Origin of the sequence: Peribacillus sp. RS7 (assembly GCF_041956845.1) — a bacterium.
Lineage (GTDB): Bacteria > Bacillota > Bacilli > Bacillales > DSM-1321 > Peribacillus.
This window is the reverse complement of record NZ_CP168135.1, coordinates 4565397-4589871: the sequence shown is the minus strand read 5'-3', so window position 1 is coordinate 4589871 and position 24475 is coordinate 4565397. Positions and strand designations below refer to the sequence as shown.

General features: G+C 36.8%; 17 protein-coding genes and 1 pseudogene. 3 read left to right on the top strand and 15 right to left on the bottom strand.

Features of this window, described 5'->3' with window-relative positions:
* Nucleotides 1–51: 51 nt before the first annotated feature.
* The 10 genes and pseudogenes from ACDZ29_RS22850 to ACDZ29_RS22805 all read right to left on the bottom strand — a co-directional run.
* Nucleotides 52–1203: an iron-containing alcohol dehydrogenase gene (locus tag ACDZ29_RS22850; RefSeq protein ID WP_375088767.1), complete on the bottom strand. Its 1152-nt coding sequence runs from the start codon at nucleotides 1201–1203 to the stop codon at nucleotides 52–54.
* Nucleotides 1204–1220: 17 nt separating this feature from the next.
* Entirely contained in the window at nucleotides 1221–2678 is a 1458-nt protein-coding gene (locus tag ACDZ29_RS22845; RefSeq protein WP_375088766.1) for an aldehyde dehydrogenase family protein, read from the bottom strand.
* Between the two features lie 17 nt (nucleotides 2679–2695).
* On the bottom strand, nucleotides 2696–4030 hold the full coding sequence (locus ACDZ29_RS22840; protein WP_375088765.1) for an MFS transporter: 1335 nt from the start codon (nucleotides 4028–4030) through the stop codon (nucleotides 2696–2698).
* Nucleotides 4031–4112: 82 nt separating this feature from the next.
* Complete coding sequence (locus ACDZ29_RS22835; protein WP_101225185.1) at nucleotides 4113–4700, bottom strand: UbiX family flavin prenyltransferase; 588 nt, start codon at nucleotides 4698–4700, stop codon at nucleotides 4113–4115.
* A 511-nt stretch (nucleotides 4701–5211) separates the two neighbouring features.
* Complete coding sequence (locus ACDZ29_RS22830; RefSeq protein WP_375088764.1) at nucleotides 5212–6486, bottom strand: benzoate/H(+) symporter BenE family transporter; 1275 nt, start codon at nucleotides 6484–6486, stop codon at nucleotides 5212–5214.
* A 99-nt stretch (nucleotides 6487–6585) separates the two neighbouring features.
* Complete coding sequence (locus ACDZ29_RS22825; protein ID WP_370014904.1) at nucleotides 6586–7377, bottom strand: enoyl-CoA hydratase/isomerase family protein; 792 nt, start codon at nucleotides 7375–7377, stop codon at nucleotides 6586–6588.
* A gap of 31 nt (nucleotides 7378–7408) precedes the next feature.
* Nucleotides 7409–8977 (bottom strand): AMP-binding protein, encoded by a 1569-nt coding sequence (locus ACDZ29_RS22820; RefSeq protein ID WP_347942322.1) that lies wholly within the window; start codon nucleotides 8975–8977, stop codon nucleotides 7409–7411.
* 41 nt (nucleotides 8978–9018) lie between these two features.
* Nucleotides 9019–9477: a carbon monoxide dehydrogenase subunit G gene (locus tag ACDZ29_RS22815; RefSeq protein WP_230175739.1), complete on the bottom strand. Its 459-nt coding sequence runs from the start codon at nucleotides 9475–9477 to the stop codon at nucleotides 9019–9021.
* A gap of 745 nt (nucleotides 9478–10222) precedes the next feature.
* The gene (locus tag ACDZ29_RS22810) at nucleotides 10223–11488 is read right to left on the bottom strand and encodes a benzoate/H(+) symporter BenE family transporter (protein WP_375088763.1); all 1266 of its coding nucleotides are present in this window, start codon (nucleotides 11486–11488) and stop codon (nucleotides 10223–10225) included.
* A 498-nt stretch (nucleotides 11489–11986) separates the two neighbouring features.
* Nucleotides 11987–12520: pseudogene (locus ACDZ29_RS22805) on the bottom strand (transposase); the annotation flags it as partial.
* Nucleotides 12521–13041: 521 nt separating this feature from the next.
* Between ACDZ29_RS22805 and ACDZ29_RS22800 the strand changes: the two are divergent.
* Both ACDZ29_RS22800 and ACDZ29_RS22795 read left to right on the top strand, forming a co-directional pair.
* A complete protein-coding gene (locus tag ACDZ29_RS22800; RefSeq protein WP_375088762.1) occupies nucleotides 13042–13863 on the top strand; it encodes an STAS domain-containing protein in 822 nt (273 codons plus the stop codon).
* A 768-nt stretch (nucleotides 13864–14631) separates the two neighbouring features.
* Nucleotides 14632–15906 carry an IS110 family transposase gene (locus ACDZ29_RS22795; protein ID WP_375088761.1) on the top strand — a complete coding sequence of 425 codons (1275 nt, stop codon included), beginning with the start codon at nucleotides 14632–14634 and terminating at the stop codon, nucleotides 15904–15906.
* 843 nt (nucleotides 15907–16749) lie between these two features.
* On the opposite strand, the gene ACDZ29_RS22790 is transcribed toward ACDZ29_RS22795, so the two are convergent.
* The 4 genes from ACDZ29_RS22790 to ACDZ29_RS22775 all read right to left on the bottom strand — a co-directional run bounded on the left by ACDZ29_RS22790 (nucleotide 16750) and on the right by ACDZ29_RS22775 (nucleotide 21439).
* A complete protein-coding gene (locus ACDZ29_RS22790; RefSeq protein WP_375088760.1) occupies nucleotides 16750–17838 on the bottom strand; it encodes a GerAB/ArcD/ProY family transporter in 1089 nt (362 codons plus the stop codon).
* 26 nt (nucleotides 17839–17864) lie between these two features.
* On the bottom strand, nucleotides 17865–18944 hold the full coding sequence (locus ACDZ29_RS22785; RefSeq protein WP_375088759.1) for a Ger(x)C family spore germination protein: 1080 nt from the start codon (nucleotides 18942–18944) through the stop codon (nucleotides 17865–17867).
* A gap of 28 nt (nucleotides 18945–18972) precedes the next feature.
* On the bottom strand, nucleotides 18973–20508 hold the full coding sequence (locus ACDZ29_RS22780) for a spore germination protein (RefSeq protein WP_375088758.1): 1536 nt from the start codon (nucleotides 20506–20508) through the stop codon (nucleotides 18973–18975).
* A 490-nt stretch (nucleotides 20509–20998) separates the two neighbouring features.
* Nucleotides 20999–21439: a hypothetical protein gene (locus ACDZ29_RS22775; RefSeq protein ID WP_375088757.1), complete on the bottom strand. Its 441-nt coding sequence runs from the start codon at nucleotides 21437–21439 to the stop codon at nucleotides 20999–21001.
* Nucleotides 21440–22129: 690 nt separating this feature from the next.
* On the opposite strand from ACDZ29_RS22775, the gene ACDZ29_RS22770 reads away from it, so the two are divergent.
* Nucleotides 22130–22297 carry a hypothetical protein gene (locus ACDZ29_RS22770; protein ID WP_375088756.1) on the top strand — a complete coding sequence of 56 codons (168 nt, stop codon included), beginning with the start codon at nucleotides 22130–22132 and terminating at the stop codon, nucleotides 22295–22297.
* Nucleotides 22298–23517: 1220 nt separating this feature from the next.
* On the opposite strand, the gene ACDZ29_RS22765 is transcribed toward ACDZ29_RS22770, so the two are convergent.
* Nucleotides 23518–24372, bottom strand: a complete 855-nt coding sequence (locus ACDZ29_RS22765) for a DUF2326 domain-containing protein (protein ID WP_375088755.1) — start codon at nucleotides 24370–24372, stop codon at nucleotides 23518–23520.
* Nucleotides 24373–24475 lie beyond the last annotated feature (103 nt).

The following is a 24475-nucleotide window of genomic DNA, read 5'->3' as shown; positions in this document are numbered from 1 at the left end:
TACCTCCAATTTTATAATAGAATTAATAGTCTTTAATAAAAAAATCAAACTTTAAAACAGTTTTTTCAGTAGATCCAAAATCTCTTCTTCTGTTGCTAGCCAAGGATTAAATTTCCACATTCCACTTTTCACGGAGTCGTGTGCGATCCCCTTAAGCTGCTCTTCTTTAACCCCCACCTGCTGCAATTTCTGTGGAAGCCCGATATCGTTTCGTAATTTAGTCACATCTTCTATTAATTGGTCTGTAATCTTCCAACCAGGTAACGATGGATCAGTTACTCGAAAAACGCTCGCCATTTCAACATGCTTATCGACCAGGGATATCGAATTACGGCGGATAACCTCCGGTAAAAGCAGACCTATTGCTACTCCGTGACTAACATGGGCATATCCGCTTAACGCACTTCCAATGGCATGTGTTAATCCGAGGAAGGATTGATTGAATGCTATACCGGCCAAAAGACTAGCTTCTGCCATTTTGATCCTTGCCTCTACATCATTTCCATTAAATACGGCCCGACGAAGGTATTTGCTAACAGTTCGCATGGCTGATAATGCAAGTGCGTCACTGGCAGGCTGGGATATCCGTGACACAAATGACTCTGCCCCATGTGCAAAGGCATCAAATCCTGAGGCTGCTGTAATTTTCGTTGGTGCAGTCATCGTCATTTTAGGGTCCACTATACTTATATCCGGTGCGATGAATGGGCTCGTTACCGTAACTTTTCGATTCTCCTCCCAATCCGAAAAAACAGCAAACATGGTCACTTCACTTCCGGTGCCGGATGTCGTAGGTATTGCAATGAGAGGAATATTGGATGATTGCTTGATAAGATTTACTCCAGCATAATCACGAATACTCCCTCCATTTCCAGCTATTACACGAACACCTTTGGCTGTATCGATCGGACTGCCCCCGCCAATGGCGATTAAAGCATCGCATTCTTCCTGTTGAAATCCGTGAGCTGCTTTGTCAACGGTTTCAACGCTCGGATCCGGTTCCACCTCATCATAAATCACATAAGAAATGTGATTGTCCTCTAAGATTTTTGTTACATTTTCGATTAACCCTGATTTTAAGACACCGTTATCAGTAACGATAAAGGCACGTTTTACTTTAAAAGGTATATTGTTAAGTTCGTTGATTTTGTTATATCCAAAATAAATCTTTGTGGGAAGATGAAACTCAAATGATTGATACATAATAGATAGATTCCCCCCTATTCTTCTATTTCAATATTAATATGTTTTGTTTCGGTATATTCCATTAATCCTTCAATTCCCCTTGTACGCCCAATTCCGCTCTCTTTATAACCCCCAAATTCTGCTTGTGGGTAATTTTTGTTATAGGTATTAATCCAAACCGTTCCGGCCTCCACCTTTTTCGCAATTCTCACAGCTCTGTTGACATCCTTTGTCCAAACGCCAGCAGCTAAACCGAAAATTGTTCCATTAGCAAGTGAGATCGCTTCTTTCTCGTCCCTAAAAACTTGTATGGCCAGCACGGGCCCAAAAATCTCTTCTTGTGCTATTCTTGATTCAACTGGCACCTGATCAAAAATGGTTGGCTCAATATAATACCCTTTATCGTAATCTCCACCGGTCAACCTATTACCACCCGTAATAAGTTTTGCATCTTGTCTTCCAATCTCGCAATATTCCAAAATTTTATTAAGCTGTTCTTCCGAGATGACAGGTCCCATATCGGTTGTTTCATTTAACCCGTTACCAACTTTCAATTTTTCAGCCTGTTTACGCAATCCTTCCACCACTTCTTCATGAATCGACTCATGAACAATCACTCTTGATCCAGCAAAACACATTTGGCCGGCAGTAATAAAGGCTGATTTTGCAACGGCTTGAATTGCTTTGTTTAGGTTTGCATCAGGAAATATTATATTAGGAGATTTCCCCCCCAGTTCAAGAGCAAGTTTCTTCACCTTTTCTGCTGCTTTTTTCATTAAGTTTTTGCCAGTAGTCGTGTCACCTGTAAAGCTGATGGCATTAACATCGGGATTTGTAGTCATTTCATCTCCAATAACCTTTCCCGGACCAGACACGATATTCACAATTCCTGGTGGAAAGTCGCTATTTTCCTCGATTAATTTGACAATGGCAGTGCTGATAAGTGGTGTCCGACTTGCCGGTTTTAAAACCACTGCGTTTCCTGCAGCAAGGGCTGGAGCAACCTCTCGAATCATTAGCATAGCCGGCCAGTTCCAAGGTGAAATAATCCCTACTACTCCAATCGGCTCTTTGTCAATGATGCCATATGACGTGGAGGAAAGATTTATCGACCTACCAAATATACTTCGAGCCATACCTGCAAAATATTTTAACGTATCAATACAGGCGTCCAATTCTATACGAGACTCCTTTATCGGCTTTCCGTTCTCTGTGGTTAAAATTCTAGCAATTTCTTCTCTATTTTCCTTCAATTTATAAGCCCATTGCATTAAAGCATCAGAACGTCGCGAAGAATTTGAACGCCAGTCGGATGTATGAAATGCTGCCTTCGCCAATTTAATTGCCAATTTAATATCTTCTAATCCCGATTTCTGTGACTCTCCAACAATCTCACCTGTAGCAGGATTTACGGATTTCATCGTTTCCCCAGATTTGGCTTCTTGCCAATCGCCATTAATATAATTTCTAGTAATCTCTAATTTTGTAATCACTATTTATCCCCCCGTTTCTATTTGAGATTGCCTTTTGTTTCTGGAACGATGAGGCTTCCAATAATGTAGACAAGAAAAATTACAATCACAAAATACATAAGTGTGTACGGTATATTTTCAATCGAACCGCTTGCTAATGTTACGAAAGTTGGCATCATACCGCCAATTGCAAATCCCATATTCCATGACAGTCCTGTACCCGTAGACCGTATTGATGTAGGAAAGCGTTCATTAAGAAAAATTAACACAGGTGCATAAGCAGCATTTCCTAAAAACACCAGACCCATCGTATTCAAATAAATCGAAGTCGTTGTAACAGAATCGGCTAATGCTAGATAAAAATATGGAAGTCCGACGATATTTAAACATCCAATAACTAAAAAGGTCTTTTTTCTTCCAATAATTTCACTAAGTTGTCCGAACAGTAAAGCCGAAATTATCGTGACAATACTTGAGACAATGAGAACACCTGATAAAACTTCTGAAGATACATTGTTAACTACTTTTAGAAATGTGGGAATAAAACCAGCTGTAAGGTAATAACCTGAACCACCACCAATAACAATCATTAGATTCACAGCTATAACTCGGAAATATTTTGTAAATAGGGTCTTAATAGGAGACTGCGGTATTACATCCTCTTGCCCTTTTTCTTCATTTTCTTTACGTAATTGTGCCCAAAGCGGAGACTCGTTAAGTGTTCTAAATACAAGTAGACCAGCTACTGCACCTAAAATCCCTGTATAGAACATGACTCGCCAACCCCAATCATTAAACGCTTCACCAGGAAAAAAAGCAGAAACGATAGTAAACGTTAGTGAAGCGAATAATGCTCCTAACCCGGCTCCTCCCCCACCTATAAGACCAGACATCAATCCGCGCCATTTAGGTGACGCAGATTCTGTTCCAATTGTATGTGTAGATGCCACGACACCGCCGACAAAGACCCCTTGAACTAATCGTAGAATTAAAAAAAGGATTGCAGCCGTCACACCAATTTGTGGGACAGTAGGCAAAAGACCAAAGGCAGCTGTACTAACACCAACCCCTACCACAGAAACAATCATTGCTTTCTTTCGCCCGTTTTTATCTGCATAAGATCCAAATATTGCCGACCCAAGAGGCCGCATCAAAAGCGTTACCCCAAAAGAAGCATAAACAGCAGCTAAAGAAAGCGTGGGGCTGGTTGTAGGGAAAAATAGTACACTAATTGTGGGAGCCACAAAAAGGAGAAGAAAAAGATCATAAAGATCGAAAGACCACCCTAATAGTGACGCTGTCATTGCAGAGACAACCTGACGTCTGTTAACGATTACATTTTCTTGTTCAGAATGAGCGACTACATTAGACATTAGAGTACCTCCATTTTTTCATATCATGTTCTGAGTCATGTTAAACGGGAAAAATAGTATATTAATACCAAAAAAATAATGATTATAGATTGGTTATTATTTCATCTTTATTGAGTCCCGACCACCTTTCAAACAGTCGAGCATCAATACCAAACTGATCTAACGCCTTACCTACACTTTGATTAACAATATCATCTAATGATGTTGGCTTATGATAAAAACTAGGAACAGGAGGGAGGATTACCGCACCATTCTCTGCAGCTGATTGCATTAGCCGCAAATGCCCTAAATGCAATGGTGTTTCACGGACCATTAGAACCAACTTCCTTTGTTCCTTCAAAGTTACATCAGCAGCTCTAGTGATTAAATTATCATTAAAACTGTTTGCGATAGATGATAGAGTTTTAATAGAACATGGAGCAATGATCATCCCGTCAACATGAAAGGAACCACTTGAGATGCTTGCACCTATATCATTTGAATCATATACAAAACTGCACAGTGATTTTACTTGTTCCACCGAGTATTCTGTTTCATATTCGATGGTTTTTTCAGCAGAGGAACTAATAATTACATGACTTTCAATTTGAAGTTTGTTTAATGTCTCAAGACATCTAATACCGTAAATGGATCCACTTGCCCCTGATATACCTATAACAATTTTTTTCACTCTGTTTCCTCCTACATTTGAAAACGACTTTTTGGATCATGCACTTTGAAGCGGGTAATCAATCCACTTTTGTTAACTGCACGCTTTTCAAAGTTCCCCCCTTTCAACTTTCAATATTCATCTTTTATATTTGCAAGTTTCATGCCATTAATAAACTGTTTAAAATTCACTCTTTCCTACCCATTAACCATCCAACTGGAACGAATGACGTTACAACTGGAACCCCTGCAGTTCCGCTTTTCTTGAAGACTAGGGTAAGGCTCGAACCTTACTGGATGGCAAATTTCAAATAAACAAAAAACGTTTGCTCCATTCTGAAACGTAGACCCCGTTCAGATGGGCAATAATTTTACCTTTTACACCTTGTGAACTGCGTAATATATAGTACTAATTCCGATTCGGTACCTTTCAAAATTGAAGTAAAAAGGATATCCAACTGTGATTGTTTAATGTAAAAGCCCTTCTCTTAATCGAGAGGGCTTTTATTAGAGATGAATGTTTATTATTTATTTCAAACTCCTTGAGAAACGTTAGAATCTGTACTATTTTTACTTTGTTGAACAATGATGGTTTTAAAATCAGGCTTTTCAATAATTAGAGAAACAGCAACACCACCCAATATCGCCCAGAATGAAGAGCTTATATCATAAAAATGGACTCCTGACATCGCAATGATAAGGGCAAAAAAAGAACCAACTTGGAATTGGGGTTTAGAAAACGCTTCTTGTAATGAACTTAAAAGCACTCCCATCATAGCCAGTCCTGCAACAGTACTGATTAATACTTTCGGCATTGCAGCTACAAAAGGCATGACTGTACCTGCAAACAATCCAAAGGTAGAAAATAACACACCACATACAACTACTGCTGCATATCTTCCTTCCATTTGACCAGCTTCTTTTGATGCGCAGATTGCAGTCATTGACCCCGCAATATTCGCATTATGACCTCCAAAAAAAGACGTAATAACCCCGCCAATTCCGCTTAAAATCGTCATCTCATTAACCGGTGGTTTATATCCTTGGGTGTTTAACACACCTGTAGCCTGGGCGTTTTCAGCACCAATTACTAAAAGTGCAAGTGGGGTGCCTATTGAAATAATCGCATCAATATTGAATGATGGAGTCACTAGTTGAGGAACGACAAAAACGGAACTCACATCTTTCACTTGGAATTCTCCCATCCAAACCGATAAAATGATAGCAACAGCAAATGATATTAAAATAGGTGGAATTTTTTTTATATAACGGAATGAGAGAAGATACACGAGGATGGATGAACCTGCAATGATTGGTGCTTTTTCGAGGGATGCAATCATCTCAGTCCCAAAACTAATCATTGTTCCAACGACCATCGACATAACAATTGGAACCGGAATCCAGTGCATAACTTTACCAATAACCCCTGCTATCCCTAACATAAAGACAATGAGGCCTGCAGCCAAATAAGCACCAGCAGCTTCATTTAAAGAATAGTTTGACAGTGAACCTACAACAAGTACAGCACCTGGAATTGAATAAGCGCCAGCAATCGGCTGCTTATTTCTTAAGGAGATGAGTATTCCTAATATCCCACCAAAAAAATAAATGGCAAATAACCAAGAAATCATTTGTGTTTGAGTTAATTCACCATTTGATGCTCCGTTTATTATAATTAGCGACGGACCAGTACAGCCAAAAATTGCTGCCAGCGTTCCTGCACTAACCGTTCTTACATTTAAATGACTTAATAAACCTTTCTTGTTTTCAGAACTCTTTTTTAGCTGCATACCTTCAATCCTTCCCATATCGTTCTATTCCTTCCCTGAATCAAACATGATTTAAAGCGACTTTTCTTGATCTAAAATGAGAATCACCGGCAGAGGCTGCCGGTGATTCTCATTTTATTACTTCCCTGTAAAAACTGGTTTTCTCTTTTCTACGAACGCATCTACGCCTTCTTTAAAGTCTTCTGTTGTGCGAAGGAGGCCGTAGGCTTTCCCTTCCATTTTCAATCCGACTCCCAGCGGACTTTCTTCAGAAGCGTTCAACACTTCTTTTGCAACACGCTGAGCAAGCGGAGAAAATTGAACAAGCTCCTCAACTAACGAATCCACTGTTTGTTGAAGGTCCCCTTTGGACACTACTTGTGTTAATAGACCCCATTGATACGCTTCATTTGCAGGAATTTTTCTGGCACGCATGATCATGTCCTTTGCTCTTGTTAAGCCCACAATCTTTGCAATTCTCTGTGTACCTCCACTCCCAGGAATCATTCCTAGGTTCATTTCTGGAAGGGCAAGCAGGGTATCTTCCCGTGCAATCCTGAAATCACAGGCCATCGCAAGTTCTAGGCCTACACCGAACGTATATCCCTGCAGCTGAGCGATGACAGGTTTTGGAGAGCGTTCAGGAGCAGCCACGTTTTCGGCTAAATGGGAAAGCTTTTCTTGATGGGTCGCCATAAATTCTGGGATGCTTCCTCCTGCACTGAAGCATACATCTCCTGCTCCTTTGAGGATAATGACACGCACTTCATCATCTTGATTCAAACCATCAAAAATCTCTGTCAGCTGTTCTCTGCCGAGCATACTGATATAATTCATTTTCTCTGGACGATCGAACACGATTGTTGCCGTTTGTTTTTCTGTATTTTTCTCTACCCGAATATGGTCATACGTTTGCTCTGTTATAGTCATTTGTTATTTCCCCTTTTCTATTTTAAAATTTTTATTGGCTGATAGCTTCACTTTCATTGTGCGGTGCATCAATATCACCCTCGCGCAATTTACGGCGAAGAATTTTCCCTACAGGACTTTTTGGAATCTCTTTTACAAACGTATACTTACGAGGCCTTTTGAAATTTGATAAACTGGGTAGATTCTTGCAAAATTCATCCAGTTCTTGCTCTGTAACAGATTCGTCTTTAGCAACAATATAAGCGGTAACAATCTGTCCCCAGCGCTCATCAAGCTCCCCAATTACGGTAGCTTCCCTAACTTTTGGATGTTGAGTCAGACAATCCTCGACTTCTAATGGATGAATGTTTTCTCCCCCAGAGATAATCATATCGTCAACCCGGCCAACAACGAATAAGTCACCGTCTTTATCAATAAAGCCAATATCTCCTGTAAAATACCAGCCATCTCGAATAGTTTTATCCGTCGCCTCCGGGCGATTCCAATACCCTTTAAAGGCTTCAACGGACTTCAGATTCGCAATAATTTCGCCGACTTCTTCTCTCCCAACAATATCATCAGGAGTAGAATGACCGTCTGGATCTGCTTTTACCAGGCGAATATTTTGATGAATCCCCGGTTTACCTGCACTGCCTGGCTTTTCATGTACATCAGGGCAGATGGTAAACGTATATACCTCCGTACTGCCGTAATGATTTACAAACAGTTTTGGTTTAAGTAACTCCACACATTGATTTACTAATGTAGTGGTCATTGCGGCACCAGCATACCCGATTTTTTCAAGCTTGGTAAGGTTATACCTGCCAAAATCCGGGTATGATAACATATCATGATAAAGCGTCGGAACTAAATAAAGGGATGAAATTTTTTCTCTTTCTACAATTTCAAGCGCCTCACCAGCATCAAAGTCTAAGTTTGATAAAAGAGCAAACTTTCCATTTAAAAAAGTCATAGAGAGCAACGAACGAACACCCATTGTATGATAAAGCGGCATTACTCCTAATGTACTTTCCCACAACTGGTACTGGTTTTGGACGATATGTGCCATAGCCGAGGCATATTCATTCCTATGCGTTCGTGGTACTCCCTTTGGACGTCCTGTTGTACCGGATGTGTATAGCATTATCGATATATCATTCTCATCTAGAATTGGCCTTTGATAGCTTCCTGGGCTTCTGTCTACTAGTTCCGGATAAGAAATATCCACACCATTATCATTTTCAACACCAATCAAGATTGGTCTTTCGAGAAAGTTCGCACCTGACACAGCACTTTGACTGGTGGATTCAAAGATGATGGCCTTCGCATCAGAATCGTTTACACAATACTCGACCTCTTTGGCGGATAAGCGGTGGTTTATTGGAGTATAGATTGCACCAATCTGTTGTATTGCCCAGTAAACCATAACATTTTCCTGTCTGTTCTTTAAGATGACAACAACACGGTCCTGTTTTTGAATGCCTAAACGCTGCAGAGAGGCAGCAACTTTTTCTACTTCCTTTTGTAATTGGGCATAAGTATAAGATTTCAGGCCTTGAACGAGAGCGATTTGATTTGGATAGCGTTCCACCGCAAAATCCAATAATGTACCTAAATTCATAGAAAATCTCTCCTTTCTCCCCTTGATGGTTCATTACTTATTTAATTGGTAACTTCAGCCTTTTTTAATTCTTTCCCAAATTTTTTGAAGAAGTCTTTAATAACCAGTTTAGATACGCCTCCTAGCATTCGTTGACCGACCATCGCAACTTTTCCTCCCACTTCTGCTTCAAAGCTGTAAGAGAGAACAGTGTTGTTTTCATCTACTGATTCAAGAGTAATATCTGCGACGGCTTCTATGCTTCCAGGTCCTCCCTCACCTTTAACGATCATTTGATAAGATATCGGTTTATTAATATTCGCTAATTCAATTGTTGTAGAGTAATCACCTTTCACTGATGCAACACCCATTGATATATCAGCTTCATATTTATTTTCTTCAACTAACTCCAATTTTTTGCACCCCATGATACATCTCTTAAGCACCTCTGAATCTAATAACACATCCCAAGACTGTTCAATTCCTGCTGGCAAATTCAAACTCCCTTTACCTTCCATCATAAACTCCTCCTATCCTATCTTTAACAACGTTTTCAAGAAAGCGGTTTCAAATGATAAATAATAAATGAAAAAAAAGTATTGCATTAATAATATGGATTGTTTTAATTGTGATTTCACCTTCCATTACTAGCATAATAATCTATAAACTTACTTTCCATTTTCAAAATCTTGTTTAAATCACTTAAAATATTTCTTATTATTTTGAAGATTCAATATTCCCCTTCTGAAATTTTGCACAGGCTTTTAACTTTTTTTAGCTTAATATAACGTTGAAGAATACAATTTACGCCAAAGTTTTTTACTATGCCAATATGTTCCCATACCTTCAAATATGTTGACTGATAAATTAATATGGTCATCTATTAGGTAATTCCATTTTTTTACTCACTGTATAACAATTTCACCCTAATATCATTTTCTATTTCTCCATTGGCTTCTATTACATCCTCCTCTTTTAAAAAAACTAAAGGTAACAGAATCAATGTCTCAAAAAAGAAGATTAGGATAATTCAAATAGTAATTATTTTGTCATCTTAAAGATGTAATGGAGCATAAGTCACGTGAAAACTTAATGAAATACAACAAAGGCAGACAATTTAAATACGATTATTATTTGAGAGAAACCAATGGAAATTAAAGAAAGACTCCAGTTCAATTATTCTGATAGAGTACCCCTTTTTAATTTGTCCCTTTTAAGGGATATAGTCCAAAGGGGAGCTTCATAAATCCCAAGCCCTTTATATTACTATGCAATCTTTGCTCCATCTTTTTTTGAATCCATTTTACTTTTTGCTTTGCTGTAGTCCTCTCGATCAAGTAATAATGAAACAACAAATCCTACCAATAGAGCCCAGAAAGCGGCACCAACAGTAAATACTGTTACATTAGAAATGGCTATAAGAAATGCTACCATGGCTCCATTTTTAAATTTCCCGTTGAAAGCCCCGGCAAATGTACTTATAAACACGTTAAAAATAGCAAGACCACCGAGCACAGAAAGCAATTGACCAGGAACCACCGTCGAAACCGCAATAACCATCCCAGCTACTAAACCAAAACATATCCAAAGTAATCCATCAAAAGTTGCCGCTACATATCTCAAATTTTTATCCTCACCTGCTGCATCGCTAGAAACCATTGCAGTACTTGGTCCAGCTATAACAGTTGGGTGTCCTCCAAAAAGAGAGTTAACGATTGTACCAATACCTGGAATAGTAAACATAGCATTGATAGGAGGTTTATATCCTGTAGCAAATAGCACCCCGACAGCCTGCATATTCTGAACACCAATTATCAATATAATTAAGGGCAACGTTAGTTCTAATGTAGCTTGAATACTAAAATGAGGTACTACAAATATAGGATGAGCAAATGAAGGTTGTATCGACCCCCAGTTCGTTTGCCCAAGGGCTGTTGCGATTATCCCTCCTATTATTATTGCTCCTAGAATAGGCGGGAATTTTCTTGAGAATTTTTTCATCGCCATTAAGAGGAAGAAGACTGCAAAAGAACTCCCTGCAACTGCTGGTGCCTCTACCACAGCCTGTATTGCTTTGATACCAAAAGATAGAAGGACACCAGCAATCATTCCTAGCATAACCGGAAGAGGAATTAATTCTATTACCTTCTTGATTACCCCTGACAATCCAAGAATTGTAACTACTATTCCAGCAACAATAGATGCACCAATTGCCTCATTAAAGGGTATATGCTTTAAGGCATTACCTATTAATATTGCACCAGGTATGCTATAGGCCACCACAATAGGTATGCGATAGCGGAGTGACAAGATAATCGTAAATATACCTCCCGCCGTATAAATAATAAACAACCAAGAAATTGCCTGCTCAACAGAAAGATTACCTTCTTTAGCTGAATTCATTACAATTAAACCTGGCCCCATAATGCTAAACAATGCAGCAACCAAACCAGTTCCAAGAGCAGCGGGAGTTAAATTACCAAAAAAATCCACAATATTTTTCCTCACGTCTGTACCTCTTTCGATACTCATTTTGGAAACCTCCTTTTTTATCATTTCATTGGATAGAAAAAGATTCTGTCTCTGGCCCCAGACCAGCTCCTAGGACGGAATCTACAACGGAAGACTCTTACTTTTGGTGATTAGCTAACGAGATAGTGGCCAGAGATATACTTTTTCCTTTAATCGTCCACGTTGTCATCCCTCCTTTTTTTGAATCAAATCTCCAAAAGAAAGCGTTTACAAGTCAAGGTAAGAAAATCTTATAAAGATATTTGAAGTAGAGTTAACCTTCCCTAATAACAGAATAATCAATTAATATATATCAGTCTTTTAAAATCTTACTTTTCTTATTTTAAAAAAAATCTGTCAAACAAAACTTCCCTCTTCTTTAGTACGCTATTACTGACAGTACGTGAAAAACATACTTTCTCGCTTTGATCAGAGCAAACTCTAGTAATAAAGGTTTTTCCTATTACAAAGCTTCTTATCATAGTATTAATAGACAACTTCTTAAATTATTGAGTTATAAATTATTATGTAAATACCATATAGATCCCAAAAAACCTTCCGGTATTCAGGAAACACTTGATCTAAAATGGTGTGAAACTGAAGTTTAGCCTCCACATACATATTCGTTACGATTTCCTGTTGTCTGGAAAAATTCCGAAAGGTCTAATAGCTGAATTCCTCTAATTTTATGAGGTTCTAAATCCTCTTTGTAATACAGCACGCACAACTACGCATCGATAGCGTCTGTTTTTACCTTCCTTAAGCTGGACTTCTTTGCCTGATAAGAATAATCGGATTTAGTAAGATATATAGAATCCCTTCTTCCTCCAAGTATTGAATAACGGGAGAATGGTAATGCCCTGTAGATTCTAAAATGACCATAGGCATTTGCCCTGTCACCTCTTCAATTTCTTTTAGAAATTCTAAAAAATGATCTAATTCCTCTTTGATATGCTTCCTAGAAAAGCTCACCCCATACGGTTTAGATTGATCTAAGAATGCCTGGACTTAGCTTTCTCCTTTTGCCACATCCAGACCAACAACTGGATTCATTATTTTTACCTCCTCTACTTATTAACCAGTACCCCTAGTCCTCCATGTAGTGTCATAGCTTCGCTTGTTATTCGAGATCTGCGTCCCAACCAGCCTCAAACATGTTTCTACAAGTAGGGGGCGGACAGTTTAGTTCACGGGATCAAGCCCCACTCACCCCTACTCCCTACCCAGGCTACTGATATAATAGCCTCTATTAAAAAAGGTCAACCAGTAAAAACTGGCTAACCTTATAATACGAACGCAACCGTTAGTTTAAGTAGATTTCTTCTCAATCTTTTTAGTATTTCAGTTAATACAGGAATGCTGCCCCGATAGTTCAAAAAAGAAAAAGCTGCCTTATAGACAGCTCTGATCTTCAGCTAACGCCCGTTAGTTTAAGTAAAAATCTTAACAAGATGAATTAACATAAATACATCCATTTTCCCTTTAAAGTAGAAACTTATAGTGTAAACTGGTTTAGTAATTATAATTACAGGGTAATTAAAGTTTTGGTATATAAAAAATAGGGGGATTAAATGATGAAGGGGTCACTAGATACATATAAATTACTGGAATTCATCCAACAAAATAAAGCGGATTTTGAAAATTCAATATTAAACGAAGCATCTAATGTAAAAGAAAAAATTGAAGAAATTTTAACGATCGGTAATATTGACCTGATAAATAATGCCCATAGGCTGATTCAATACATTATTGAGGCTAAAGAACAGGAGCTTCAATCATTTGCTACACAAGAAGGTATAGCTTGGGCGACACACGCAATTCCATTAACTTTCAAATTAGAGTGGGTGCAAGCAATTCGAAGGACCTTGTGGAGGTTCCTACAAGAATATAACAAGGTAAATAATAAGGTTATTACTGAAGAATTTTTTTCGGTAGAAAAACAAGTTAATAATCAGGTAGACAGATTTTTAAATGTTTTTTTTATCACATATTCTCAATACAAAGATTCGTTGATAATGGCTCAAAAAGAATTGGTTGAAAATCTTTCGGTGCCTATAATCCCAATAACACCCACTATATGTATTTTGCCTCTTATTGGTGCGGTTGATCTTTACCGAACGAATATTATCGAGGAAAAAGTTTTAATGGAGATTGGAAAATTACGTATTCAAACATTGATTATGGACTTATCTGGAATTATGGAAATCGAGGCCGAAGTAATTGATCATTTAATGAAGATTATAGACGGCACTTCATTAATGGGATGTACCACTGTGATTACCGGGTTAAGAGCTGAAGTGGTTAGAAGTATGATAAACTTAGGAATAAGATTAAATGAAAAAGCACAAACATTAGGAACTTTACAACAAGCATTGAATAAATTCTTATTAAGTTAAACACGGAGAATTTTAGAGGAGAGTCGCTTTGCCGACTCTTTTTTCTTATTCAATATATTCTGACCAACTGTCTAAATATTTGTTCCTGCCCGGCAGTTACGCCTTGGTATAAGCTATAATTAGGGTATTTAGTATTAAATTCAACACTAATCAAATCATTTTTTTCTTCAACCAAAATGCCCGGTATACAAAGAATGTGCTGCCTTAAAAACAGCTCCTGTTTTCAGCTAACGCACCCGTTACTATCTATGAAGCGCAAAAACCAGCGCTTCACCACAGAGAATGAAAATTGGTCTCTATGTCGATAATGTTTTAATGGCTGGCGAAGAAGGTCGTTGAACTAGGGTGCCTTTGAGCCCATCCGTTACTCCGACGACCACGGTGTACCATCGACTGTCGCGCCCTTTATGGGTAATACTTTTGGGAGATTAATCCTTTTTTGATCGTTGCGCTAGCCTTTACTTAATTTCCAATGATTGGAGGTTTTGTTTAACGATTTACCAAACTCAATCAGATCACTCATAAGGCTCAGCCTTTTTTTAAAAAGCTTTTTTACTGGGTCTATTTTGTTGTGGTTTTTTCTGGATTTTGAGCTTTTTTAATTTTCATGGGAGCTCAATAAGAAAAACGATACCTCTTATTGAAGTATCGCACTCGTTAGCATTCCTGTAGATCGTTAAATATCAGGTTTGAAAAAAATAGAGCCCCTCAGTAAGATATGAGTATAGAGTCCAATCTAACTCAGAATCTTAAGGAGGAAGCCCTACTATGAATTTTAAAATGCAAGACAAACAAAATCAACTAATAGAAAGAATTTCCGATCCACACCTTATTGTTGGTGTGGATATCGCTCAACAACTACACGTTGCAAGAGCAGTTAACTTCCGTGGAATTGTAGTTGGAGACCCTCTTACATTTGAAAATAATGAAGAGGGGTTCCTTAAACTATTAAAATGGATTCATGATTTAAAAAGATTAAAAAACTTAGATGCAGCAATAGTTGGTATGGAGCCTACAGGCCATTACTGGATTAACCTTTCAAAATGGTTATATAACCAAAACATTGAGGTTGTAACAGTCAATCCCCACTTAGTAAAAAGGAATAAAGAGAATCGTGATAATACCCAATCTAAGAGTGATAAAAAAGATGCGCTCGTTATCGCGGATATGGTCAAAAACGGCTACTATTCCTTTATTCGCCCATCATCAGAATCATTTGAGAAGCTTAGAGTTCTAATGTCTAATCGTGATGTGATTGTTAAACGTCTCGTGATGTCTATTAATCAAGTAAATCGATGGGTGGATGTGGTCTTTCCTGAACTCAGACAAGTGTTTAAAGATGTAACGTGCAAAGGGGCGATCGCAACCCTTCGTTTATTTCCTACACCGGATGAAATATCTTCACTAGAAACACTAGATGTCATGAGGGGTTGGAAGTCTTTAATGAAACGACAACCAGGACCCAAGAAGGCTCAATTACTAATCAATCTAGCAAAATCCTCTATTGGGACCGGACAAGCTCTTGATGCTTATAAATTCCATTTAGAACAATTATTAGAGGAATATGACCTCGCTGTCAAACAACTCGAAAGAGTTGAACAACAAGTTAAAGAAGTTCTCTACAAAATACCATTTGCAAAAAAACTACTTATGATTAAAGGAATAAGTGAAATTTCATTAGCCGGGATACTGGGTGAATCAGGAGATCTAAGTGGTTTCTCTCACGGAAACTCTCTATTGCGGCATGCGGGATTACATCTAGCTGAAGCAAGTTCAGGCAAATGGAAAGGTCAGATTGTCATTTCAAAGCGTGGAAGGTCAAGACTACGACGATTCCTCTACTTAGCAACTATGAGCCTTGTGATGAATAACCCTGAGTTTAAGGCCGTCCATTCCCATAATGTGAAGGTAAAGAAGATAAAGAAAATGAAATCAATCATGAAACTCATAGGTAAACTAGCAAGGATTTTTGTAGGAATAGCACGACGAAACGAGTCTTATTGTCCAAATAAAGTCCAAGTATTGATCCCATTAGCAGCATAGAAATAAAACATTAGTTATATAGAATGTATCATTCAAAATAGTTAACTTTAATTTTGAATGTTGTCTTATTCGTAGGATTTCAAATATGTACGAGTACCAGGTTTCTTAAACAAAAGGGCACTGTGACCCATCAGGTTAGCATAACTGGCCTCCACCCCTTGGATAGGCATGACGAAGGAATGAGAGGGCAATTGACCCGTTGAGACATGGGAGGGAAAGCCTCCAGGGGCGGCGTGGAGATGTGCATTATATGGTAAAATGTGGAGTGGTAGCTGACTCCTTTATTTAACTATGCCTTCACGAAGCCTAACTTATCTGAACTCATTTCATTTACCCGTAAGTCTAATTACAGGGGGTATGAAATCCTGCGAATAAGTGAGCATTCGAGAGATATTCGCATCAAACTGAGGGAGTTTAAGAAGTACATCATTAATCAATCAAATGGTTCTCTTCAATTTTCTTTTCTTATTTTAATCTGTAATTAATATTAAAACTAAGATTCTTAGGCTTATTCCAATTATAATTGCACCTACCCTACTTACTCCCATTCCTACAAACCCCCTAATTAACTTCAAACCAACAAAATGCGTTATGATACCTAAATTTACAAGAACCAATGGAGAAATATATAATGGTAAGCTTGATTTGTGTTAGAACATCAGTGTGACAAATCCCTGACGCAATAAGGCGAACTAAAAACCTCACTTAGTTTAGGATCATCCATTGTAATTTCTGTGATTTGGAATGGTTCACCTTCCCAAATGTAACTGCAGACCTTTTCTGTTGAATCCTTACAAAACGATCTGCCCAGATTGTATTATAAGTTTCTAGAAGCTTTCTATCCTACTTAGTTATTTTATGCTTAATATGAATGTACAAAAAGAGAAAAGGGATATATAGATACACAAAATAAAAAGCAATGTTTGAATACATTTCATTCAATCGCTCTATTTGGCTCCTCTCTTTGAGCACATTAGCTATAATAAAGAATAGGACCAGTACAATGAACAGACTTATACGTTGTTTCACATTTATTACTTTCTTAATAGCACGACAACCTGCCCATATTTTCACACTGATATTGGGTAATACGAGAAGTAACCAAATCGAAACAACGATAAATTCAACTCTTTCTATTAGAGGGAATTTCGCAATTTTCATTTGAGCTAATGTTGGCCATATTGTATGGTTTAATTGTCCTTCACTAAAGAAGACAAATGTGATGAGTGCTATTATTAGATAAAGTAAGCTTGAGAACAAAAGTCCAAAATGGGCCCATTTTTGTGATTTGTCTGGATTTTTAATGAATGGGTAGAACATGAATAAGGTCTCAAAGCCAACATACTGAAACAACATAGCTTTAGAGGATGATACGATTTCCTTCACAGAGTGGTTAAAGACGGGTAATAAATTGTGAAAATTGGCAAATTCCAATGAAAAAAAATTAAGGGGAAACAGGATAATAAAGGGTATGATAGTTCCCCAGAAACACATTCCAGTAATCACGCGGAATCCACCGGATACAACGTAATAAATGAGGACTAGAAGAATGAGGCTTATTTGCCAGGTCTTCATTAAGGGAAACAGCCAAACTTGAACAACTTCAATATAAACACGGAAAACAATTAACGCTAATATAAGAAAGTAGAAAATCATAAAAATGTTGAACAGTCCGCCAATCCATTTTCCAAAGCAAAATTTGTGAACATGTATGACATCATTATTAGCAATTCCAAGAATACGATAGACCATCCAAACTAGTATATGAATGCTTATACTTGATAAAATGATGGAAATCCATGCATCATAACCTGCGTCCTTCGTTATATCTCGTTGAAAACTCATGATTCCTATGCCAATAATATTCGTGTAGATCAGAAAGAAAACGTAAAAAGAAGATACTAAATGTCGTTCGTCTAGTAATGATTTCACGTGGTTCCTCCTCTTATCATGCAGACTTAATCTTCAATACCTGTATTTAGGATGTCAATATTTGTGTGTACAGTGGTTTTTACTTCTGGGTATATCTCCATAAACCGTTGATAGTCCCAATTTCTTGAGGTGGCTCTAACCTTTTCTCCCAACCCAATGGGATCTACATTGTATCCTTGTACCAGTGAAATTAAACGTTGGACCTCTTCCTTAAAGTGTTCATTTAAAGTTCGTTCCAATTTTACAATATCTTTATCTTTTTTCAAATCAAACCAGGATGATGCTTTTTCAATCTCTGCATGGATGGTTAAATCGATGAATATACTGGGAATGCTTTCGCTTTTCTCAACCGTATATGTAGTTTTTGCATCCAGGTTTTTCAAGAGAATAAAACCTTCCTTTTTATTTTGCGTGATTTTGGTTTTATATTGTCCATTTTGAGACCCGTCAATTAATGTTTTTAGAATTAAGGACTGTCTTAAATTAATATGATTTATGTACTTCCCGTTTTTTAATAAAGCTAACCCGTCAATTTTAATTTGATTTTCCTCTAGGATAAAGTAAGGTAAAATTTGATCCCTCCCTTCTTGATGAAAATTTTTCAAAAACATGTGCAGATTCATTTTTGGCAAATTACCACTTTCAATGTTTTGATTGATTTTTTCACTTAAATGGAATGAAAGATTCACATGTTTACTGGATTGAAGTATATCTTCGGCTTTGTTTTCAGCAATGCCCAACTGCATTCGACTCGCCGTTCTTGGATTTCGGGCAAAATTAGTGATAACATCTTCGATCCCTTGTCTGGCATATTCCTTGCCGAACAATATAAAATCTAATTTTCCTGTCTCAATAGGATAGGCTGATTTTGCATTCATTCTCGGGAGTATGTCTTCATTTGAATCAGACACCGTTTTATAAATCTTCAATTTGATATTATCCTTTTCTGCGAAAGTAGGATAAAGAGCAATTCCTTTAACTTTGCCTTCTTCCCGATCATATCCTAGAGCTTCAATTATCTGAACTTCATCAATGATCCTCTCATGTATACCACACCCTGATAAAAAGAAAGTTAAGCTAAAAGTTAACAGAAAACATAATTTCATTTACTTCACCTTTATTATCCTTTCCTGATTATTCATCAAAATCACTTTTCTTTTTTTTGTGATTATGTGGGTGGTATCGCCAAATTGATTTAGGACGTAAATAATTTGGCCTTTTGGATGTTTTACTATAAGAGGAACGGATCAGGCTGTCCGTTAAATCCTCAGGCCTAAAAGGATAAAATGGAACGGTATAGGGTGTTCCTAAAGATTCTAACCGTGTAAGGTGAATGATTAAAAAGGCAATCCCGATAACGATGCCTAGTCCCCCCCAAATAGATGCGAAGAGAATTAATGGAAAACGTAAAAAACGTATAGTGTTCGACATTTTATAAATTGGGGTAGTAAAGGAAGCTAAGGCAGATAAGGCGACTATAATGAGTAAGACATTACTTGTAAGGGACGCCTCAACTGACGCTTGGCCGATAACAATACCGCCCACTATTCCCAATGTTTGTCCTACCTTTGTAGGTAACCGGACTCCCGCTTCACGTAATAGTTCAATCGTGAATTCCAGAAAAATCACCTCTAATACCGGCGGAAACGGGACATTATAACGAGAAATACTAAGTGAACCGAATAAATCGTTTGGAATCATCTCGTAATGGTAAGTGATAACAGCTATATAAATAGATGTTCCAAAAATGGAGAAAAGGACACTGCATACCCGTATTAAACGAAAAAAAGATCCAAGAATCCATGGGAGAAAGTAATCTTCAGGTGACATAAAATAATCAATGATCGTAGAAGGACCTGTAATGACATATGGCGACCCACTACTTAAAACAGCTACTTGTCCGTTAATAAGAGCTTGAACCGCCCTATCCACACGTTCAGTTGGAAGAAGCAAAGGAAACGGTGTAAGGGAATTATCTTCTATAAATTGATGCAGCTGAGAAGTATCAAAAATGACATCAAAATCAATATCTTGAAGCCGTTGGGTCATGGTATTAACATGCTGCTCACTCGTAATCCCATCAATATGAGCAATAATAACTCGAGTATTTGAAGTAGAACCAATGTTTACTTCCTTCGTAATTAGATCAGTTGTATTTATTTGTTGTCTTAATAAATGTATATTTACATCAATATTCTCAAGAAACCCAATTTGTGGCCCCACCACACTAAACTCATTTTCAACATTATTTTGTTCACGCAATCCAGCTTTATCATTAGATAAGAGAATTAAAGCAACCCTTTGATCATTTTCCTTCATTTGAATTATCGCATACCCTTTAAGTAACTTTGATTCAGCTTCGTTCCGATTATCCGTTATTACAATATCTTCTATTGCGATGATTTTCTTTATGTCATCAATTTTCTCTAGCCTGCCTAGTTCAAAAGGGGTCTCTCGGAAAATCATTAAAATTTTCAGTTGGAGTTGTTGTTTATCGACCAGTGTATTGTAGTAAGAAATGATTAAATGTCCCGATTCATCCGTAAGTGGAAATTGTTTAAAATCACTGGATTTTTTAACCTTAGCAAACAGCTGGCCAATATCTTGTGAATTCTCAGTCACGACCTGTTTGTCTTTATTATTTCTAATCTTTCGTTTTTTGAAGAACATCTAATCACCTCCCTATTACAAAGGAATTCATATCCTTCTATATTATGTAAAGTCATCCCCATATTTATGTAAATCCGTTTTATAATAAGCGAAAACTTTATCCTCCCCAATTTACATAATATAAATATAGCTTAGAGTAAACAAAGGACCATGATCCTAATAGAAATAATCCCTGTAGGGGGAGGGTAGGACAGCAAAACACAAATTTACAAAGTTAAAACTTTTTCAAAATAAAAAGAGCCAAAAGGCTCTCTTAAATCATCGAATGGAGTTTAAACTCTAATGCTCCCCTCAATTTTATACCTAATTCAGGATACTCATTTAAACCGGTCAATACATTAACTCAACCCTCATTTTGTTAAACAGTTTGCTTATTAGTGTATCATCGAGACAAATAATGAGCCAAAGTTAGATATTCATTGGAGGGAGCTCTAAACAGCCCCTCCTTTTTTATTTAATGTGTTTTAACGTCCATTTATTTTCACGGTTACTATAACCTATATGATACCTCTCTATGTTTCTTCTTTCTTATAGTTCTTATCACTTGTGATACTACTTCTCCATTTATGATCTCTATTTCTTGAAACCCATCTAACACAGAATCATTCTCAGGTATTATTGAAGAGTGAAACTCAGTGCCAATAAAGTAATACTTATAATAATTTGATCTATTGATTTCTTGTACGTGAAGGTCACTAAGACTAAATACTTCGTCTCCAATTTCTACATACCCTGTATTTAGGTGATGTGCTTCTACTATATGTTCATTGTTGACTCTTAATGCATTATAAGTCTCTTTTCCATTTATAATAAAAGGTTCATTTTCTTCTGTTTCAAATATGATTAAATCATCGTAAATCCTTCCTGTATACAACCATATTCCTATTATTTTTAATTCGCTAACATCCATCAGTATTTTTTTATCTCCCAAATACGTTAGGTTACTGAACGCGCTATTACCTCTCCCAGTATTAAACTCAAGGTTCTGCTGGAAGCTTTGTTTATTTATATTTTCCACTAGTCTTTTTATATATTTTTCATCTTCGAGGTACTGTATACCTTGAGAAATGGATGGGCAAGTAGCATTAATAGCATCAATTAATAACTTAAGTCACTTTTTCTTTACTGTATTAACTGTTAGGTCCTTAAGGAAGTTGGTAGTTCCTAGACAGTTGCAAGCCACGAAATAAAGTATATTTTTGTAGAAACTTTTTCTAGCTCTCTCAACCCTTATTTATCAAGGATTCCAAACTGTATGAAATTCCTTCCAAAAGTCTAATCATACTTTAAAATTTAGCAGGCTTCTTCTGATGTATCCTATGCATGTTATTCAAATTGGGACAAGTGCCCCTTGACTCAGCCCCTCTCCCTGTTCCTTACCTGCTCCATTTATTCCTCCAAACTTCCGTTTGGTAACTGTAAAACTACACCCAACAAACCAGGGTTTTATTACCATTAATAAAAGCTGTAAATGCTTGGTTTAGCTCTATTCAGGTGAATGTAAAGATGTAGAAAGTTGTTTCAAATAAGGGACAGCTTACTAAAACATAAAAGAAGAGATAGACAGCATGAATGACAGGAACAAAGTAAGCAGGACAATACCCTTGAGGACTTAGAAACAATGGAATTAGAGGATAAGGATACGGTAGAACACACAACGCCAATAGAGCCAATACAGCAAATACAAAAGCCTGAGGCTACACAGCCTGAGGCTTTTATTATGGACTTAGAACCTATAGAGGATCAGGAGCAAGATACTTTAAGTAAGTTAAGAGGAGGAAAGCCGTAGAACCTACAGAGAATGCAGATGATTTAATGAGGATGCTGTTAGAGGCGTCTAAGGATACAAATGAGGAAGTACAGCAACCTAGATTTAAAAGAGGCAGAAAAACAAATCAAGGCTTTAAGAAAATGACTGCTGAGGAAGTAGCAGAGGAAAATAGATGCAGAGAACGATAAAACAGCTAAGTTTTTTTAATGAGTCTAATGGAATGGGTTTATTTGAGGGAGAGCTGAAGGTATTTATAGTGTAGAGGGCTAGCACCTTCTAACTCTCTCTTTATTAATATAGCTCTGTTAAAAGATGCTTTTGATTTTTAGTAAAAAGAAAAGAACCTTAAAGGTCCCTCTTCACTTATTCAAAAAAAGCGCACGCTAGTTTAAGTGAAAATCTTCACAATTTTTATACAGTTCAAAGTATCATTTAAAATACAAAACAAACATGTGCATTCTAGAAATTCTTTTTATGTATTTACAAATCACAAAGTCTAAAGAAAGCAACTTTGTTTTCAGAGATTGAGCATCTTTCTAGACTCCTTCTATGACTTGCTATCTCACCTACACTATAGTAACTCACATACCAGCGTGTATTTTCATGACACAGATTTGTGGTTATCTGTTGAATATATGGTAAATCCTTAACCGTTAATCCTTTAGAGAATCATTTAGTAACTCTAATAAAGGGTCTCCAAATATCATATCTTGTTCGATAAGGTACTGAAATTCATGATGATACCTGTCACTCCAATTATCATCAGCATACGAAACTAAATGGTTTTGATCTTCACCATGGAATGAACATGGCTCTTATAGTAATTCTATTGTATTGTACTAGCTAATAAAATCACTTCTAGAAAAGAGGATGACTGTGACTCCTTTTATTGGTCGAATAATTAGAACAGGCTGCTGAATAAGCTATACAGCTTTTTGTATACTTTTGAAAACCCTTATGCATCAAGTAATATAAGCTACATTTTGATATAGCACAGGAAGAATTAAGTGATGAGTTTGATAGTTGCTGTTGCTATGCTTACCATTAGTGAGACTGATCATAGTAAATAAGCTTATATCAAGGAGGCTGATATTTAATAAACTAATAGGTCATTCAAAGGCACTTATAATTCAAGATTATTATAAATCATAAAAACTGTATTACTGTAATTAATTTTGGAGCACTTGCGGATACTGTAAAAAATAGGAGAGCTTTTTCAGTTCTCCTATTTTTTTTATCTAAAAACTTATACCAAATAACCTGCCCTCATTGTTTTCCCTGTCATCCAAAGTAATAGCTATCTCTGAATCTTGAATTTTATACAATGAACCATCTGCATATCGAGGTATGTCATCCTCCAGTGTAGTAAATATGTATTGAATTCCATTTGTGGAACACAATTCCCGAATCTTATCAATATACTTTATTTTTTTTGAATCAGACATTGATTCTAAACTTCCATCATGGTAAGCAAATTGATAAAACTTTTCTGTCGGATAATTTAGTAAAACCGCTAGATCAAAACAAACACAAAGCATTTTTCTATAGGAATATCCATCTGATTTCGATGTGATTTGAGCTTCATCCATTCCAACGATGTGTGCCTTAAAATCAACATTATTAGATCCATTCAATTCATTATATAGTATCGCCGTCTCTCCTAAAATGTCGAGCACTAATGCTGAGAAATCTAACCTTATTGCTTTAAATATTTCGCTACCTCTTTTTAGATGATTATCTATCTGCACAATAAGTTTTTCTAATTCTGTAATCTTTCCTTTAATAGCTGTTTGCATCTGTTTTAAAACATCAAAGTTATCAATCTTACTTAACAAATTACTTATTTCATTTTCTAACTCAACAAGTTGCATTTGATATTTTTTAAATTTCACAAAGGAATCCTTTTCCTTTAAAACGGAGAGAATCTCATTACGCCGCTTATTTTGTATAAGCAATTTATTATTTACATCATTTAATTGTTGCTTTAATTTAGATAAGTTTTCTGCTAAAAAGCCATTTCTTTCTTCAGTAATGTCATTATTAAACTTAATCAGATCATCATAATCTTTTTTTAATTGTTGAGGAAAAAGCACATTGATCTCATCAAACGTAACTTCCCCTATCCATTGATTTCATTTCCGCCCCTTCACTATAATGTCTGTCCTTATTAAAGAGTCGTTATATACATTTTTTATA

What these genes read in the sequence shown, in the direction of transcription:
- ACDZ29_RS22785 (WP_375088759.1), bottom strand. Translation starts at nt 18,944, where the DNA reads ATGAAATTATGTTTTCTGTTAACTTTTAGCTTAACTTTCTTTTTATCA.
- ACDZ29_RS22830 (WP_375088764.1), bottom strand. Translation starts at nt 6,486, where the DNA reads ATGGGAAGGATTGAAGGTATGCAGCTAAAAAAGAGTTCTGAAAACAAG.
- ACDZ29_RS22825 (WP_370014904.1), bottom strand. Translation starts at nt 7,377, where the DNA reads ATGACTATAACAGAGCAAACGTATGACCATATTCGGGTAGAGAAAAAT.
- ACDZ29_RS22800 (WP_375088762.1), top strand. Translation starts at nt 13,042, where the DNA reads ATGAAGGGGTCACTAGATACATATAAATTACTGGAATTCATCCAACAA.
- ACDZ29_RS22840 (WP_375088765.1), bottom strand. Translation starts at nt 4,030, where the DNA reads ATGTCTAATGTAGTCGCTCATTCTGAACAAGAAAATGTAATCGTTAAC.
- ACDZ29_RS22850 (WP_375088767.1), bottom strand. Translation starts at nt 1,203, where the DNA reads ATGTATCAATCATTTGAGTTTCATCTTCCCACAAAGATTTATTTTGGA.
- ACDZ29_RS22810 (WP_375088763.1), bottom strand. Translation starts at nt 11,488, where the DNA reads ATGAGTATCGAAAGAGGTACAGACGTGAGGAAAAATATTGTGGATTTT.
- ACDZ29_RS22820 (WP_347942322.1), bottom strand. Translation starts at nt 8,977, where the DNA reads ATGAATTTAGGTACATTATTGGATTTTGCGGTGGAACGCTATCCAAAT.
- ACDZ29_RS22815 (WP_230175739.1), bottom strand. Translation starts at nt 9,477, where the DNA reads ATGATGGAAGGTAAAGGGAGTTTGAATTTGCCAGCAGGAATTGAACAG.
- ACDZ29_RS22795 (WP_375088761.1), top strand. Translation starts at nt 14,632, where the DNA reads ATGAATTTTAAAATGCAAGACAAACAAAATCAACTAATAGAAAGAATT.
- ACDZ29_RS22780 (WP_375088758.1), bottom strand. Translation starts at nt 20,508, where the DNA reads ATGTTCTTCAAAAAACGAAAGATTAGAAATAATAAAGACAAACAGGTC.
- ACDZ29_RS22770 (WP_375088756.1), top strand. Translation starts at nt 22,130, where the DNA reads ATGGAATTAGAGGATAAGGATACGGTAGAACACACAACGCCAATAGAG.